A 16,568-nucleotide genomic window follows, 5' to 3' on the forward strand; every position below is an offset into this window, starting at 1 on the left:
CGGTGTGCCGATAGATTGCGGAAAACCAACCGCCACGCCGTTGCTGACGACGGCGATACCGCCCACGGTGAGGGTTTGCACGCCGTCCAGCGCGGTGATGGTGAAGGTGCCGCTCTGGGTCAGTGCTGTGTTGCTCGCATCGCTGCCGTCGAAGAGGTTTTTCTCGTAGACAGTCAGCTCACCACCGTTGACGTTGAGGCCATCGATGGTCACTCCATCGTCATTGTTGTGGATCTGCAGCACCAGGTTTGCAGTGCTGGTATCGCCGTCCGCATCGGTGATGGTGTAGGTGAAGGTTTCGGTGCCGTTGCCACCGCCATGCAGCGCTTTGAAATCCGCATCCGTGGTCGTAAGGGTGTAGGTATACGTACCGTTGGCGTTCAGGGCCAACGTGCCGTAAGTGCCGGTGAAGTTACCGCCAGTAATCGGGCCGGCCGGTTCACCAACCGGGATGCGGTCGGCGCCCTGCACATCGTTACCGAGAACATTGCCGCTCAGCGTCAGATTGGTTTCCGAGGCCGTGCCAGCGTTGGTGTCGTCCACGCCTTGCGGCAAGTCATCAATGATGTTGACGTCGAGTGTGGCATTGGCCGTGGTGCCATTGTCATCGACCACCGTGACCGCAAACTGCTCAGGCAGTGAGTTGGCGCCACTCGCATTAGGGTGCGCTTCGTTATCGACCAGGGTGTAGCTGTAACTGACAACACCGGTTGTGGCGTTGAACCCGGTGATGGTCAGCGTGCTGCCCAGCGGGGTGCCGGTAGATTGCGGGAAACCAGCCGCCACGCCGTTGCTGACGACCGCGATACCGCCCACGGTAAGGGTTTGCACGCCGTCCAGCGCGGTGATGGTGAAGGTGCCGCTCTGGGTCAGTGCTGTGTTGTCCGCATCGCTGCCGTCGAAGAGGTTTTTCTCGTAGACAGTCAGCTCACCACCGTTGACGTTGAGTCCATCGATGGTCACCCCATCGTCATTGTTGTGGATCTGCAGCACCAGGTTCGCAGTGCTGGTATCGCCGTCCGCATCGGTGATGGTGTAGGTGAAGGTTTCGGTGCCGTTGCCACCGCCATGCAGCGCTTTGAAATCCGCATCCGTGGTCGTGAGGGTGTAGGTGTACGTACCGTTGGCGTTCAGGGCCAACGTGCCGTAAGTGCCGGTGAAGTTACCGGCAGTGATCGGGCCGGCACTTTCACCAACCGGGACGCGGTCGGCGCCCTGCACATCGTTACCGAGAACATTGCCGCTCAGCGTCAGATTGGTTTCCGAGGCCGTGCCAGCGTTGGTGTCGTCCACGCCTTGCGGCAAGTCATCAATGATGTTGACGTCGAGTGTGGCATTGGCAGTGGTGCCATTGTCATCGACCACCGTGACCGCAAACTGCTCGGGCAGTGAGTTGGCGCCATCAGCATTAGGGTGCGTTTCGTTATCGACCAGGGTGTAGCTGTAGCTGACGACGCCTGTCGTGGCATCGAATCCGGTGATGGTCAGTGTACTGCCCAACGGCGTGGTGACCGATTGCGGAAAGCCTGCGCTTGCGCCGTTGGTAACCACGGCAATCCCGCCCACGGTGAGGGTTTGCACACCGTCCAACGCGGTAATGGTGAACGTGCCGCTCTGGGTCAGAGCTGTGTTGTTCGCATCGCTGCCATCGCTGAGGTTCTTCTCGTAGACGCTGAGTTCACCACCGTTGACGTTGAGGCCATCGATGGTCACCCCATCGTCATTGTTGTGGATCTGCAGCACCAGGTTTGCAGTGCTGGTATCGCCGTCTGCATCGGTGATGGTGTAGGTGAAGGTTTCGGTGCCGTTGCCTCCGCCGGTCAGGGCTTTGAAGTCGGCATCCGTGGTGTCCAGGGAGTAGCTATACGTGCCGTTGGCGTTCAGTACCAACGTGCCGTAAGTACCGATGAAAACACCGGCAGTGATCGGGCCGGTATTTTCGCCAATCGATACGCGGTCAGCGCCTTGCACATCATTGGTTAATACATTGCCATTGAGGGTCAGCAGAGTTTCCGAGGCAGTGCCGGCGTTGGAGTCATTCACGCCTTGCGGCAGGTCGTCGATGATGCTGACGTCGAACGTGGCATTGGCCGTGGTGCCATTGTCATCGACCACCGTGACAGCAAACTGCTCACCCAGTGAGTTGGCGCCACCCGCATCAGGGTGCGTTTCGTTATCGACCAAGGTGTAGCTGTAACTGACGACGCCTGTCGTGGCATCGAACCCGGTGACGGTCAATATACTGCCCAACGGTGTAGCAACCGATTGTGGAAAACCAGCAGCCACGCCATCAGTAACCACGGCGATACCGCCAAAGGTCAGGGTTTGCACGCCGTCCGGCGCGGTGATGGTGAAGGTGCCGCTCTGGGTCAGTGCCGAGTTGTTCGCATCACTGCCGTCGCTGAGGTTTTTCTCGAAGACGGTGAGCTCGCCACCGTTGACGCTTAACCCACCAATCGTGATCGGGTCATCGTTGTTCTGGATCTGCAGGACCAGGTTCGCGGTGCTGGTATCGCCATCGGCGTCCGTCAGCGTATAGGTGAAAGTTTCCGTGCCGTTGCCACCACCGTGCAGGGCTTTGAAATCCGCATCCGTGGTCGTGAGGGTGTAGGTGTACGTGCCGTTGGCGTTCAGTACCAACGTGCCGTAAGTACCGGTAAACGTGCCGGGGGTGATCGGGCCGGAATTCTCTCCAACAGCAATTCGGTCGGCGCCTTGCACGTCGTTGGTCAACACGTTGCCGTTGAGGGTCAGCTGGGTTTCCGAGGCAGTGCCATTGCCATCGTTAACCGCATTGGGCACGTCATCGGTGATGTTGATGTCCAGGGAACCGGTGACGCTGTCCCCGTTGCTGTCGCCAGCCACCACGGTGAATTGTTCACCGACGCTATTGGCGCCCTCAACGCTCGCATGGGTTTCGCTGCCGTTGAGGGTATAGCTGTAACTGACCACGCCCGTGGCGGGGTTGTATCCGGTGATTGTCAGGGTGCTGCCCAGCAGCGTGGTGATCGACTGCGGGAAGCCGGAGGCCACACCACCGCTGACCACGTTGATCCCGCCGACACTCAGACTGCTCAAGCCATCGGGTGCCGAAACAGTGAACGTGCCGTTTTGCGTCAACGCACCGGCGTTCCCGGCGGAACCGTCGGCCAGATTGGCTTCGTTGACAGTCAACTCGCCGCCCGTCACCGATAGACCATCGAGGGTGACCGGATTATTAGGTGGCACGATCACTGGCGCATCGGCAGGCACAACTTCTTCCGGAGCAGCGTTCAGACGCTCTTCGGGGAATTCTGGAATGCCGTTGAAACCGGCAGTGGGGAAACCGATGGTGGGATCGACCCGTCCACCCACTTCTTCGAGCATGACAAAACTGTGACCGCCACCCGGCGCACCACCCGTTGCAGTCGTAGTCGTTGGACCGGCAGCGGTGGCTTCAGCGGTTTGGGTCGGGTCATCGCCGGCCGCGATTGCTTTTTGCAGCTGTTCAACATCGCTCAGCTGTGACTGGCTCGGCGTCGCTGCTTCAGCGGTTTCGACATGGGGGATCTGCTTCTCGAGCATCTGAGTCGTCAGTTGCTGACTGCTGTCGCGCCCGAGCGTCAGCTCCTGGCCATTTTGCAGACGGACCGCCACCGCGCCTTCCGCGCCCGTGGACAATTGTTCTCCGGCAAACAAACGATCGCCCTCGACCACAGCGCGGCGCGTGCCGTCGCTCGACTGCACGAAAACTTGACCGATAACCTGACTGACGGTGCCGATTTGCGTAGCCATGTGTACTTCCTCCGCTGCCAACCGCTGTCGGCACCTTGGTTTGAGCGAAGAACGTGCTAGTGGCTCGAGCGGGTAGCCTGCCGGATTGTCTGCCGGGTGCCAGTTACATGACGTACGTCATAGCCCCGGCGACAATCTCGACCTGCCATTTCACTCACCGCAATGTTTTCGGTTCGGGAAAAATCCTATGCAATCAATGGCATCGCATCCCTGTTCCGCAACAACTTGCCTGTGAGTGATGCGTAACGATCTTGAAACAACAGAGTGACAAAAAACCGTCGCCATAAAATCGTTCGCTCCCCTCCCTTCCTGCACTTCCCTGCCCTATGTCGATAAGTGGATTGGAACTTTTTAAAAGTCCTCGACGAGCGCCCTACAGCTCGTAATTCAAGGGCTTCCGGTGTGAACAATGTGCTGGATTTGGCGAGGTGCATAAGTTTTTTTTGGAATAACCGCTATGAAAAAAATTTCTTAGCTAAACTCGAAAATGTTCTTAGCTCTGTTGTTACAAGCATGAAACGGTTTTGCCTATAAATGTCGTCAAATAATTGGCGACTAATAAGTACCATCAGGATTCAGGGAGATGCACCCATGCGCCAACTAACCCCCCTCTGCAGTGCGATTCTTCTGGCGATGGCCTGCTCATCCCAAGCTCATGCGATGTCGCTGACCGATGCGATCCAGAGCACCATCGCGACCCACCCGGAACTGGCATCGAGGGTAGACAGCCGACTGTCGGCCGATGAAGACGTGAAAGTCGCCAAAGGGGGCTTTTACCCATCGGTTGATCTAAATGCTGCGTACGGGCGCGGATACAGCGACAACACCAGTACCCGGGCATTTGGCGATCACCACACCGAAATCCTCAACTACACCCAGTCGGAGCTGCGCCTGCGGCAAATGCTCTTCGACGGGTTCAACACCTCTAATGAAGTCGAGCGCACCAAAGGAGTGGTCAACTCCCGAGCCTATTACGCTCAGGGCACCGCCCAGGATCTGGCGCTGCGCACCACCGAGGTTTACCTCGAAGTACTCAAGCGCCGTGAACTGGTGACCCTGGCCAAGAACAACCTGCAAGCGCACTTGCGGGTCAACGACCAGATCGGCCTGCGCACCCAGCGCGGCATTGGCAGTACCGCCGACGCCGACCAGTCCACTGCTCGCCGGGCACTGGCGGAAAACAACCTCGACACCGCCGAAGTCGATCTGGCCGATGCCGAGTCGAACTTCTACGCCGTTGTAGGGCGCTTGCCCGATGAGCTGGAAACCCCGCCATCGATCCGTGGCGAATTACCCGCAGGCCTGTCGGATGCCCAGCAAAGCATGATGGAAAACAACCCTTACCTGAAATCCGCCCAGGCCGACGTGCAATCGGCCGAGAGTCAGTACGAAGTCGCCAAGTCGCCGTTCTACCCACGCTTCGATGCCGAGGCTGCGGTGGGTGCGAACAACAACATTCAGGGCGATGAAGGCCATGACAACGAATGGCGTGTCGGCGTGGTGATGAACTACAACCTGTTCCGTGGTGGCAGCGACAAGGCTCGCCTGGCCTCCGACGCGCACAAGATCAATCAGGCGATGGACATCCGTAACAACGCCCTGCGCCAGCTCAACGAAAACATTCACCTGGCCTGGAACGCCATGGTCAATGCCAAGAAACAAACCCCGACCGCCCGCGAATACGCCGACACCAGTAAGCGCGTACGCATGGCTTACCAGGATCAGTTCGGCCTCGGCCAACGCACCTTGCTCGACTTGCTCGACAGTGAAAACGAGCTCTACAACGCCAACCGTCGCTACACAGAAGTGCGCTACACCGAGGAGTTCTCGATGTACCGCGTGCTGGCGAACATGGGCCAGTTGCTCAGCAAACAGCACGTAGTGTTGCCTGCCGACGCCGTTGCCCAGACCGAAGTGAAGAGCGAAGCCCGTTTGCCTGAACTGAAGTAACTTGTAGGCGCTGCCGAAGGCAGCGATCTTTTGATCTTGTCTATTCACAAGATCGATCGACCGCGGCCCGAGCCTTCGATAGCTCCTGCAGTTCAGCGTGTCGATGCCAATTGTTGTAGTGCAACCGGAGCGATCAATTTGACCAGCATGGAACCCGGCAATACTGGTGTCGATCCGCGCCTGAGTTTCGATGACCCGCTTTTGGACGGTCTGTTGATCCTCTGCAAACTCCACGGTGCGACGGTCAGTCGTGCCAGCCTCAGTGCCGGGTTGCCAATGGCACACCAACGCCTGAGCCTGGACCTGCTGCCGCGCGCTGCGGCCCGCGCCGGTTTACAGGCACGCTTGCTGCGCCGCGACCTCAAAGACATCTCCCCGCTCAACCTGCCCGTGATGCTGTTGCTCAACAATGGCCGCACGGCCGTCCTGCGTCGTTATGCTGAGGACGGTCGGGTGCTTATTCTGCCCAGCGAAGCTGACGGCGGAGAACAATGGATCAGCCCTGAAGAGCTAGAGGAACATTACGCCGGACAGGCCTTGTTTGCCCGTCCTCGGCATGAACTTGAAGACCTGCGTTCGCCACTGGTACCGCGGGTGCAAGCCTGGTTTCGCGACACCCTGAAACTGTCGAAATGGCTATACAGCGACGCAATTCTGGCGAGTTTCCTGATCAACCTGCTGGGCTTGATGGTGCCGCTGTTCGTGATGCAGACCTACGACCGCGTGGTGCCGAACCAGGCCACCTCGACCCTGTGGGTGCTGTCGATCGGCCTGCTGATCGGCACCGGTTTCGAACTGGTGTTGCGGATAGTGCGGGCGCACTTGCTCGATACCGCCGGCAAGAAAACCGACGTCATCCTGTCCGCGACGCTGTTCGAACGCATCACCGGCATGTCGATGAAAGCACGGCCGGCGACCATCGGCGGATTTGCCCAAAGCATTCATGACTTCCAGGGCCTGCGTGAGTTTCTCACCGCCGTGACACTGACCAGCCTGATCGACCTGCCCTTCGCCTTGCTGATGCTGGTGGTGATCGCTCTGCTCGGCGGTTGGCTGGTGGTGATTCCGGTGCTGGCGTTTCCCATCACCATTATCTTCGCCATGGTGATTCAGGTACGGCTGCGCGACACCGTGCAGAAAAGCCTGAGCCTGGGCGCCGAGCGCCAGGCCTTGCTGATCGAAACCCTCAGCGGCCTGGAAACCCTCAAGGCCTGCAGCGCCGAAAGCGAGCGCCAGCACCGATGGGAAAGCACCCACGGCGCCCTCACCCGCCTCGACAGCCATGCGCGCAATCTCTCTGCCATGGCCACCAACGGCACGCTGTTCATCCAGCAGGTCTCCGGCATGGCAACCATCATTGCCGGGGTCTACAGCATCATCGCCGGCAACCTCAGCGTGGGCGCACTGGTGGCGACCTACATGCTGGGCAGTCGGGTGCTCGCGCCACTGGGGCAGATCGCCGGCCTGATCACTCGCTACCAACAAGCGCAACTGACCATGAAAAGCACTGACGCGCTGATGGGCCTGCCTCAGGAGCGCGATGCCCGGCAACGGCCACTTGAGCGCACCCAACTGAAAGGGGGGCTGGATGTCGTGGGCGTAACCTTCCACTACAACGGCCAAAGCGCCCCGGCGCTGAACAATGTCAGTTTCAGCGTCAAACCCGGTGAACGCATCGGCATCATCGGCCGCAGCGGTTCGGGCAAAAGCACCCTGGCGCGTCTGGTGATGGGTTTCTACGAACCGGCAGAAGGCCAACTGCTGCTCGATGGCCTGGACCTGCGGCAACTGGACGTCGCCGACCTGCGCCATCAAATCGGTTACGTCGCCCACGACCTGCCACTGCTGGCCGGCAGCCTGCGTGACAACCTGACCCTCGGCGCGCGCTATATCAGCGACGCCCGCATGCTGGAAGTGGCGGAACTCACCGGTGTCACCGAACTGGCCCGCCAGCATCCCCAAGGTTTCGACCGGCCTGTGGGCGAACGTGGGCAACTGTTGTCCGGCGGTCAACGCCAGGCCGTGTTGCTCGCTCGGGCATTGCTGCTCGACCCGCCGATCATGCTGCTCGACGAACCCACTAGCGCCATGGACAACACCAGTGAAGACATTCTTCGGCAAAAACTCCATAGCCTGGTCCAGGGTAAAACCGTCTTGTTGGTGACTCACCGCACATCAATGCTCAGCCTGGTGGATCGGCTGGTCGTCCTGGACAACGGGCGGATCGTCGCTGACGGTCCGAAAGAAGCGGTCATCGATGCACTGCGCAAGGGCCGCGTCGGCTCTGCGGCTGCCTAGGAGTCGCCCATGTCTGCTGATCAGCCTGTACCGTCGAACGATCGCGGCTACTTCGACAGTTTCAACAAAAGCGCCGAAACAGAGTTCATGCCGGAAACCGCCGGCGCCGCACTGCAAGACTCGCCGCGCTGGTCGCGGATCACCGTATGGCTCGCGGCCGGGTTGGTTGTCAGCGCCGTGCTCTGGGCTAAATTCGCCGTGCTCCAGGAAGTGACCATGGGCGAAGGCAAGGCGATCCCGTCGAGCAAAGTCCAGGTCATCCAGAACCTTGAAGGCGGGATCGTCAGCGAAATATTCGTGCGCGAAGGGCAAATGGTGAACAAGGGCGACACCCTGCTGCGCCTGGATGACACGCGCTACCTGTCGAACAAGGGCGAAAGCGAAGTCGATCGTTATGCCCTGACCGCACAGGTCGAACGCTTGTCAGCGGAAGCCGAAGGCCGGCCGTTCCTGCTGTCGGCAGAAGTGATCGCCAAGGCCCCGCAAGTGGCCGAAGACGAGCGCTCGCTGTACGAACAACGGCAACGCCGACTGGCCAGTGAGCAGCGCACCTTGAGCGAACAACTGCGGCAGAAAACCCAGGAACTCGCGGAGTTCCGTTCCAAGGCAGGGCAATACAGTTCAAGCCTGGCGCTGGTCAATCAAGAGATGAACATGTCCGAACCACTGGTCAAGACCGGTGCCGTTTCACCCGTGGAAATCCTGCGACTCAAGCGCAGCGCCGTGGAGATTCGCGGTTCGCTGAACGCGACCACCCTGGCCATCCCCCGTGCGGAGTCGGCGATTGCCGAGATCCGCAGCAAGATCGACGAGTCGGAACAAACCTTCCGCTCGGAAGCGGCCAAGGAGCTGAACGAGAAACGCACCGATCTGTCGAAAATCACGGCCACGAGCATCGCCATCGACGACCGCGTGACCCGCACCACGGTGACCTCACCGGTCAAGGGCATTATCAAACTGCTGAAGGTCAATACCATCGGCGGTGTGGTCCAGCCGGGCAGCGACATGGTGGAAATCGTGCCACTGGAAGACAACTTGCTGATCGAGGCCAAAGTGCGGCCACAGGACGTGGCATTCCTGCACCCGGGCCAGAAAGCCATGGTCAAGTTCAGTGCCTACGATTACACGATCTACGGCGGCTTGAGCGCCAAACTGGAGCTGATCGGCGCCGATACCATCACCGATGACAAGGGCAACAGCTTCTACCTGATCCAGGTGCGCACCGATAAAAACCACTTGGGCGGGGACGTGAAACCGCTGCTGATCATTCCGGGGATGGTGGCGACGGTAGACATTATTACCGGGGAGAAAACGGTGCTCGACTACTTGCTCAAACCGGTGCTGAAGGCGCGGACTGAGGCGATGCGGGAAAGGTAGGCCTGAGTTGCAGGGCTGTTGTGGCGAGGGAGCTTGCTCCCGCTCCACAAAGAACTTCATTGCTTGTGATTCTTGCGGTAAACCTCCTCCCCCATCGCCGCAATCTGCCCCTCGATCAACGCCTCGAACGGTTTCAACAACGGTGCAAACGTGGTCGGTGCTTCGAGGGCTTCCAACGCCTGCACAATCGCCTCCACCGTCGACAACGCCCCTGGTCCCGGTGCCTTGCGCAGCCGATAACGGGACACCCCCCCTTCCGCCAGCGTCACCCTCGGCAACGCCGCCAACAGCGGATTGAGGTGCAGCATCTTGCGCGCCTTGCGCCAAGTGCCGTCGGGGACCACCAGCAGCAACGGCTCTTCACTGTCAGCGTAAGCCTGCATCGGTTGAGCGTCCTCGCCCGGAAACAGCAACCGTGCCCGATACCCCGGCTGATTCAACAGCGCCGACAAATCCTCGAACACCTCCCCCACGATCAACTCGGCACGATTCAAACCCAGCGCGGCCAGACGTGCCGTGTTCAAGGCATGATTGACTTCACTCGGATGCTGCAACAGCAGCACCCGGGTGCGGCTGTCGAGGCTCGGAATCAACGGGCACAGGCAGTGGGTTTGCGGACGCAGGCAGCGCGGGCATTGGATTCTGGACATCGTTTTCAGGCCTGATTCAGTTGAGCTTTAAGCAAATCGCGGAAGGTCTGGATCAGCGGCTCCCGGCTACGCCCCCGTCGCACGATCATCGAAAATGGCGCCTGATAGCCGAACGTCGCCGGCAACAGCACACGTAAATCCCCCTTGTCGGCCCAGGCCTGGGCGTAGTGCTCCGGCAAGTAACCGATATAGGCGCCGGACAGCACCAGAATCAACTGGGCCTCCATGCTTTCCACCGTCGCAGCACTGTGCTTGAAGCCGTGGCGCGCCAGTTCGGCCTGGCTCCAGTAACCGCGACCGACCATGCGCTGCTGAGTGATGACCTGCTCGGGAATGCGCCGCTCGTTAAACAGCGGATGCCGCGTGCTGCAATACAGCCAATGTTGCTCGCGGTAGAGCGGCATGTACACCAGTCCGCTCATGCGGGTGGAGAACGCACCGATGGCCAGGTCGAGTCGGTTGTCCTGCACGCCCAGCTGCAATTCGTATGGGCTCATGACCGACAGGTGCAGGTGCACGGCCGGGTGTTCCTGGCTGTAGGCGCCGATGGCTTCGGCGAACGGCAAGGCTTTATCGCTGACGGTCGAGTCGATCACGCCGAGGTTCAACGTCCCGCGCAACTCGCCCTTGAGGGCGGCGGCGTACTGCTCGAAGCCTTCGAGTTCACCCAGCAGACGCAGGGTCTCCTGATGGAACAGCTCACCCTTGCTGGTCAGGCTGAAACCGCCACGCCCACGATGGCAGAGCACCAGGCCGAGGGCCGATTCGAGCTGGCTCATGTAGGTGCTGATCGCCGATGTCGAGAGGTTGAGCTCATGCTGGGCATTGGCGAACCCCTGATGGCGTACCACGCTGACGAAGATGCGCAATAGTTTGAGGTCGGGTAAAGCGTTGGCCATGGGGGGGGGGCTCCTGCTCTTGTGGCGAGGGAGCTTGCTCCCGCTCGGCTGCGCAGCAGTCGTAAACCTGCTCATGAGGTTTGTCTGCCGCACTGGGGTGAATGGTTTGGGGCTGCTTCGCACCCCAGCGGGAGCAAGCTCCCTCGCCACAGGATTCTGCGGAGCACCTTAAGTCTATCGCTGTCCCAGCTATTAGTTTAGAAAAATCTGAACTAAGTATTTGCCCGTAGCGATTCTTCCCGGCCACTACATTTCGCAGAATCCGCACAAATCGGTGCCCGTACCTTCCGTGAACGGCGCAACCAATAAATAAAACAACGACGATGAGGCCTTACCCGTGGACAAGATTCTTCACCAACCACTGGGCGGCAACGAAATGCCGCGCTTCGGCGGCATCGCCACCATGATGCGACTCCCCCACTTGAACACCGCTGCCGGTCTGGACGCTGCCTTCGTAGGCGTGCCACTGGACATCGGTACTTCGCTGCGCCCCGGCACCCGTTTCGGACCTCGCGAAATCCGCGCCGAGTCGGTGATGATCCGCCCGTACAACATGGCCACCGGCGCTGCCCCGTTTGACTCGCTGTCGGTTGCCGACATCGGCGACATCGCTATCAACACCTTCAACTTACTGGATGCCGTACGGATCATCGAAGAATCCTACGACAACATCCTCGAACACGACGTGATCCCGCTGACCCTCGGCGGCGACCACACCATCACCCTGCCCATCCTGCGTGCCATCCATAAAAAGCACGGCAAGGTCGGCCTGGTGCACATCGACGCTCACGCCGATGTGAACGATCACATGTTCGGCGAGAAAATCGCCCACGGCACCACCTTCCGCCGCGCCGTCGAAGAAGGCCTGCTGGATCCGGACCGTGTCGTGCAGATCGGCCTGCGCGCCCAGGGTTACACCGCCGACGACTTCAACTGGAGCCGCAACCAGGGTTTCCGTGTGGTTCAGGCCGAAGAGTGCTGGCACAAATCCCTGGCGCCACTGATGGCTGAAGTCCGCGAGAAAGTCGGCGGCGGCCCGGTGTACCTGAGCTTCGACATCGACGGCATCGACCCGGCCTGGGCGCCTGGCACCGGCACCCCGGAAATCGGTGGGCTGACGACCATTCAGGCCATTGAGATCGTTCGTGGCTGCCAGGGCCTCGACCTGGTCGGTTGCGATCTGGTAGAAGTCTCGCCCGCTTATGACACCACCGGCAACACCTCGCTGCTGGCCGCCAACCTGCTGTACGAAATGCTCTGCGTACTGCCTGGCGTAGTCCACCGCTGAGGAAGGGTCATGACCGAACGTGATCAGGTTTTGAAAGCCGCCGCCGATCTGGTGTCGGCGTTTTCCCGTAACGATCGCGAAGCCTACTTCGGCGCGTTCAGCGCCGATGCCAGCTTCGTCTTCTACACCCTCGAACAACCCCTGCTGTCGCGCGACGCCTATCAGGCGATGTGGGACGGCTGGCGCTCCGAGGATGGCTTCGAGGTGCTTTCGTGCACCTCAAGCAACGCTTTCGTCAGCCTCCAGGGTGACGTGGCGATTTTCATCCATGACGTGGCCACCGAGCTGCGCATGCAAGGGGAGCAGCACTTTAGCCAGGAGCGCGAGACGATTGTTTTCAAGAAACAAGCGTCTGGCCAAGAACAACAAGGCCTATGGCTGGCCTGCCACGAACATTTGTCCGCCATGCCGGAAGGGCTGCCACCCCCTTAGCCAAACAGGTGACGCTCACACACGATGAGCGCGCCTTTATGATCGGAGCAGATCATGAATAACAACAACAACAAAGAAAAAAGCCTTAGCCGCATTGAAACAAACGGGGTCGAACAGATCCCGGACCATGAGCGTACCGCCCGTCCCAGCGATTTGTTTCGCCTGATCTTCGGCGGCGCCAACACCTTTGCCACCGCCGTGCTCGGCAGTTTCCCGGTGCTGTTCGGCCTTTCATTCCAGGCTGGGGTCTGGGCGATTGTGCTGGGCGTGGTGCTCGGTGCGCTGATCCTGGCGCCGATGGGCCTGTTCGGGCCGATCAATGGCACCAACAACGCCGTGTCTTCCGGCGCACACTTCGGTGTGCACGGGCGTATCGTCGGTTCCTTCCTGTCGCTGTTGACCGCCATCGCGTTCTTCTCGCTCTCCGTCTGGAGTTCGGGAGATGCGTTGGTAGGCGGCGCCAAACGCCTGATCGATCTGCCGGAAACCGATCTGACCCTGGGCCTGGCCTACGGTTTGTTCGCGTTGCTGGTTTTGACCGTCTGCATCTATGGCTTCCGCTTCATGTTGTGGGTCAACCGCATCGCGGTGTGGGCGGCGAGCCTGCTGTTCCTGCTGGGTGTTTTCGCTTTCGCCCCTGCATTCGACAGCCAGTACGCCGGCACCGTCGCCATGGGCCAGGCGGGTTTCTGGGCTGCGTTTATCGGCGCCGCGCTGGTGGCCATGAGCAACCCGATTTCCTTCGGTGCATTCCTCGGCGACTGGTCGCGTTACATCCCGCGGGAAACGCCGAAAGGCCGGATCATGGTGTCGGTGATCGCTGCGCAATTGGCCACGCTGATCCCGTTCCTGTTCGGCCTGGTCACCGCCACCATCGTAGCGGTCAAGGCACCGGACTACATCGCAGCGAACAACTACGTCGGCGGTCTGCTGGCAGTTTCGCCGAGCTGGTTCTTCCTGCCGGTGTGCCTGATTGCGGTGATCGGCGGCATGTCCACCGGCACCACTTCGCTGTACGGCACCGGCTTGGACATGTCCAGCGTGTTCCCACAGGTGCTGTCGCGAGTCAAAGCCACGCTGCTGATCGGTGTGATGTCGATTGCCTTCATCTTCATCGGACGCTTCGCGGCGAACCTGGTGCAGAGCGTGTCGACTTTCGCCGTGCTGATCATCACCTGCACCACCCCATGGATGGTGATCATGATCATCGGCCTGCTGGTACGTCGCGGCTTCTACTGCCCGGATGACTTGCAAGTGTTCACCCGTGGCGAAAAAGGTGGCCGCTACTGGTTTACCCACGGCTGGAACTGGCGCGGCCTGGGTGCCTGGATCCCGAGCGCGGCCGTCGGCCTGTGCTTCGTGAATCTGCCGGGGCAGTTCGTCGGTCCGCTGGGCGAAATGGCCGGTGGTATCGACATCAGCCTGCCGGTGACCCTGGGCCTGGCCTCGCTGGTGTACCTGGCGCTGCTGAGTCTGTTCCCGGAATCGAGCGCGGTGTTTGGCCCGAATGACCCACGCAGCAAGAGCACGGATTCGCTCGCTAAACCGGCGATGCACCAAGCCGCCTGATTTTTTGAAGACAGGGCCTTGAGGTGACCTCTGTGGCGAGGGAGCTTGCTCCCTCGCCACAAAAACTACCCCATAGCCATAACGCAACTTTGTTTCACCATAAAAAAGACAATCGGAGACACGCCATCATGGCTTTGGATTTATTCGTCGTACTCATCTACGCCGCCGCGATGCTGATACTCGGCTACTACGGCATGCGCAAGGCCAAGACCAACGAAGACTTTTTGGTCGCCGGTCGTAACCTCGGTCCGAGCCTGTACATGGGCACCATGGCCGCCACCGTTCTGGGCGGCGCGTCCACTGTCGGCACCGTGCGTCTGGGTTACGTCCATGGCATCTCCGGTTTCTGGCTGTGCGCGGCCCTCGGTTGCGGGATCGTGGCGCTGAACCTGTTCCTCGCCAAACCGCTGCTCAAGCTGAAGATCTACACCGTTACCCAGGTGCTGGAGAAACGCTACAACCCGATGGCCCGCTCGGCGAGCGCGGTGATCATGCTGGCCTACGCGCTGATGATCGGCGTGACGTCGATTCTGGCAATCGGCACTGTGCTGCAAGTGCTGTTCGGTCTGCCGTTCTGGATCTCGGTCGTGCTGGGTGGCGGCGTCGTGGTGATTTACTCGGCCATCGGCGGCATGTGGTCCCTGACCCTGACCGACATCGTTCAGTTCGTGATCAAGACCGTTGGCCTGATGTTCATCCTGTTGCCAATCTGCCTGTACCGCGTCGGCGGTTGGGATGAGTTGGTGTTGAAACTGCCGGCGGCGAGCTTCAGCTTCACCACCATCGGCTGGGACACCATCATCACCTACTTCATGATCTACTTCTTCGGCATCCTGATCGGTCAGGACATCTGGCAACGGGTGTTCACCGTCAAGACCGCCAAAGTGGCTCAGGTTGCCGGTACCGCTGCCGGTATCTACTGCATCCTCTACGGTCTGGCCTGCGCGCTGATCGGCATGGCTGCACATGTATTGATCCCGGATCTGGACAACGTCAACAACGCCTTCGCCGCCATCGTCAAACTGTCCCTGCCGGACGGTGTCCGTGGTCTGGTGATTGCTGCCGCACTGGCCGCCATGATGTCCACCGCCAGCGCCGGCCTGCTCGCCGCTGCCACCACCCTGACCGAAGACCTGCTGCCGAAACTGCGTGGCGGTAAACAGTCGAGCCTGGCGATGAACCGCCTGTTCACCCTGTTGACCGGCATCGTGGTACTCGGCATCGCCCTGATCGTGAACGACGTGATCAGCGCCCTGACCCTGGCCTACAACCTGCTGGTGGGCGGCATGCTGATCCCGCTGATGGGTGCCATCTTCTGGAAACGTGCTACCACCGCCGGCGCCATCGCCAGCATGGGCATGGGTTTCGCGACTGCGCTGCTGTTCATGTTCAAGGACGGCCTGGATGCCAACACCCCGATCTACTACAGCCTCGGTGTAGGCCTGGTGAGCTTCGTGGTCGTCAGCCTGATGTCCCGTCGCCCGGCCGCAGTGGCGAGCCTCGCCTAAGCTGAACATAACAACTTGATGCTTTCTTCGACGGGTGTGGCGTCGGTTGCCACACCCGTTTTTTTTCGTCTGGAGAAACCCACTCGCAGCCAAAGCCTGCTGTACTCACGACAGGGAGAATACCGAAGAGTCCTCATGAACAGAGCCAGCGTCCTTGTCGTCGTGCGTCGCCACATCAACCGCCTGCTGGAAAATCAGCAAGACTTTGACGACAACGCCAGTCTGGCGAAGTTGGGACTGGATAAAGAAGATATGGAAGAGCTGATCTTCCGTCTGGAGGATGAGCTGGATTTGACGGCGTTTACCGCCGAAGAAGACCGAATGCTCAAGACTGCCAGGACGGCGAGTGATTTAAGCTGGTTCTTGATGGAAATTGGGCAGTATTGAGACTGAGTCGCACGCACTGCCCTTTGTGACATTCCCGCTCGACGGCGCTGCCGTCGAAATCAGCGATCGAGTGATGAAGCCTGATGCAACTCAGTGGTACTTGGGACCGCTTCGCGGTCCAACGGGAGCAAGCGCCCTCGCCACAGCAAGCCCCCCAAACAGCCAGATAACGTCAACCGTTACCGGCGTCGCTGCTGGCGCCGACGTTGCTCATCGTCAGTACGAATAGGCACAGGTTGCAGAGGCGGTTCGATCAGACCGAGTGCAACACCCAGGTCGTGCAGCCAGTTTTGGATTTTCTCTTTCATGGTGCCCCCTTCAGGGTAGTGCCGAGCGGCCAAAATTCTGTAGCCCCTTTGCACTGATAATAGTCCGAAGTCCCCAGCAATGCTCGGCCAATGTCGCAATGATCTGTTACTGAATCCATCACAATCAT

Annotated in this window: 12 protein-coding genes; 8 read left to right on the plus strand and 4 right to left on the minus strand. The window is 59.9% G+C overall.

Annotated features, from left to right (window positions below; translation table 11 throughout):
* Positions 1-3,774: retention module-containing protein (locus tag CKW15_RS11620; RefSeq protein WP_143498425.1), on the minus strand; the 3,774-nt coding region annotated here is incomplete at its 3' end.
* Positions 3,775-4,365: 591 nt separating this feature from the next.
* Here CKW15_RS11620 and CKW15_RS11625 point away from each other — a divergent pair.
* The 3 genes from CKW15_RS11625 to CKW15_RS11635 all read left to right on the plus strand — a co-directional run bounded on the left by CKW15_RS11625 (position 4,366) and on the right by CKW15_RS11635 (position 9,399).
* A complete protein-coding gene (locus CKW15_RS11625) occupies positions 4,366-5,724 on the plus strand; it encodes a TolC family outer membrane protein (protein WP_095152154.1) in 1,359 nt (452 codons plus the stop codon).
* A 138-nt stretch (positions 5,725-5,862) separates the two neighbouring features.
* Positions 5,863-8,022: a type I secretion system permease/ATPase gene (locus tag CKW15_RS11630; protein WP_095152155.1), complete on the plus strand. Its 2,160-nt coding sequence runs from the start codon at positions 5,863-5,865 to the stop codon at positions 8,020-8,022.
* A 9-nt stretch (positions 8,023-8,031) separates the two neighbouring features.
* Entirely contained in the window at positions 8,032-9,399 is a 1,368-nt protein-coding gene (locus tag CKW15_RS11635; RefSeq protein ID WP_095058960.1) for an HlyD family type I secretion periplasmic adaptor subunit, read from the plus strand.
* A gap of 56 nt (positions 9,400-9,455) precedes the next feature.
* Here CKW15_RS11635 and CKW15_RS11640 read toward each other — a convergent pair whose 3' ends face one another.
* Together CKW15_RS11640 and CKW15_RS11645 are read right to left on the minus strand one after the other, a co-directional pair.
* Positions 9,456-10,049, minus strand: coding sequence for a tRNA-uridine aminocarboxypropyltransferase (locus CKW15_RS11640; protein ID WP_095058959.1), 594 nt, complete (start codon positions 10,047-10,049; stop codon positions 9,456-9,458).
* Positions 10,050-10,054: 5 nt separating this feature from the next.
* A complete protein-coding gene (locus tag CKW15_RS11645; protein WP_053156392.1) occupies positions 10,055-10,948 on the minus strand; it encodes a LysR family transcriptional regulator in 894 nt (297 codons plus the stop codon).
* Between the two features lie 337 nt (positions 10,949-11,285).
* Here CKW15_RS11645 and speB point away from each other — a divergent pair, with 337 nt between their 5' ends.
* The 5 genes from speB (at position 11,286) to CKW15_RS11670 (ending at position 16,132) form a co-directional block, all read left to right on the plus strand.
* Positions 11,286-12,236 (plus strand): agmatinase, encoded by a 951-nt coding sequence (gene speB / locus CKW15_RS11650; protein ID WP_047532133.1) that lies wholly within the window; start codon positions 11,286-11,288, stop codon positions 12,234-12,236.
* A 9-nt stretch (positions 12,237-12,245) separates the two neighbouring features.
* On the plus strand, positions 12,246-12,668 hold the full coding sequence (locus CKW15_RS11655) for a nuclear transport factor 2 family protein (protein WP_095058958.1): 423 nt from the start codon (positions 12,246-12,248) through the stop codon (positions 12,666-12,668).
* Positions 12,669-12,722: 54 nt separating this feature from the next.
* Entirely contained in the window at positions 12,723-14,237 is a 1,515-nt protein-coding gene (locus CKW15_RS11660) for a cytosine permease (protein ID WP_095152156.1), read from the plus strand.
* Between the two features lie 128 nt (positions 14,238-14,365).
* Positions 14,366-15,745 carry a sodium:solute symporter gene (locus CKW15_RS11665; RefSeq protein WP_095152157.1) on the plus strand — a complete coding sequence of 460 codons (1,380 nt, stop codon included), beginning with the start codon at positions 14,366-14,368 and terminating at the stop codon, positions 15,743-15,745.
* Between the two features lie 135 nt (positions 15,746-15,880).
* On the plus strand, positions 15,881-16,132 hold the full coding sequence (locus CKW15_RS11670) for a phosphopantetheine-containing protein (protein ID WP_095058955.1): 252 nt from the start codon (positions 15,881-15,883) through the stop codon (positions 16,130-16,132).
* A 179-nt stretch (positions 16,133-16,311) separates the two neighbouring features.
* Here the strand turns inward: CKW15_RS11670 and CKW15_RS28725 are convergent, their stop codons facing one another.
* Positions 16,312-16,440 carry a PA1414 family protein gene (locus CKW15_RS28725; RefSeq protein ID WP_007914492.1) on the minus strand — a complete coding sequence of 43 codons (129 nt, stop codon included), beginning with the start codon at positions 16,438-16,440 and terminating at the stop codon, positions 16,312-16,314.
* Positions 16,441-16,568: the final 128 nt, after the last annotated feature.

The organism is Pseudomonas sp. Irchel s3b5 (assembly GCF_900187435.1).
Lineage (GTDB): Bacteria > Pseudomonadota > Gammaproteobacteria > Pseudomonadales > Pseudomonadaceae > Aquipseudomonas.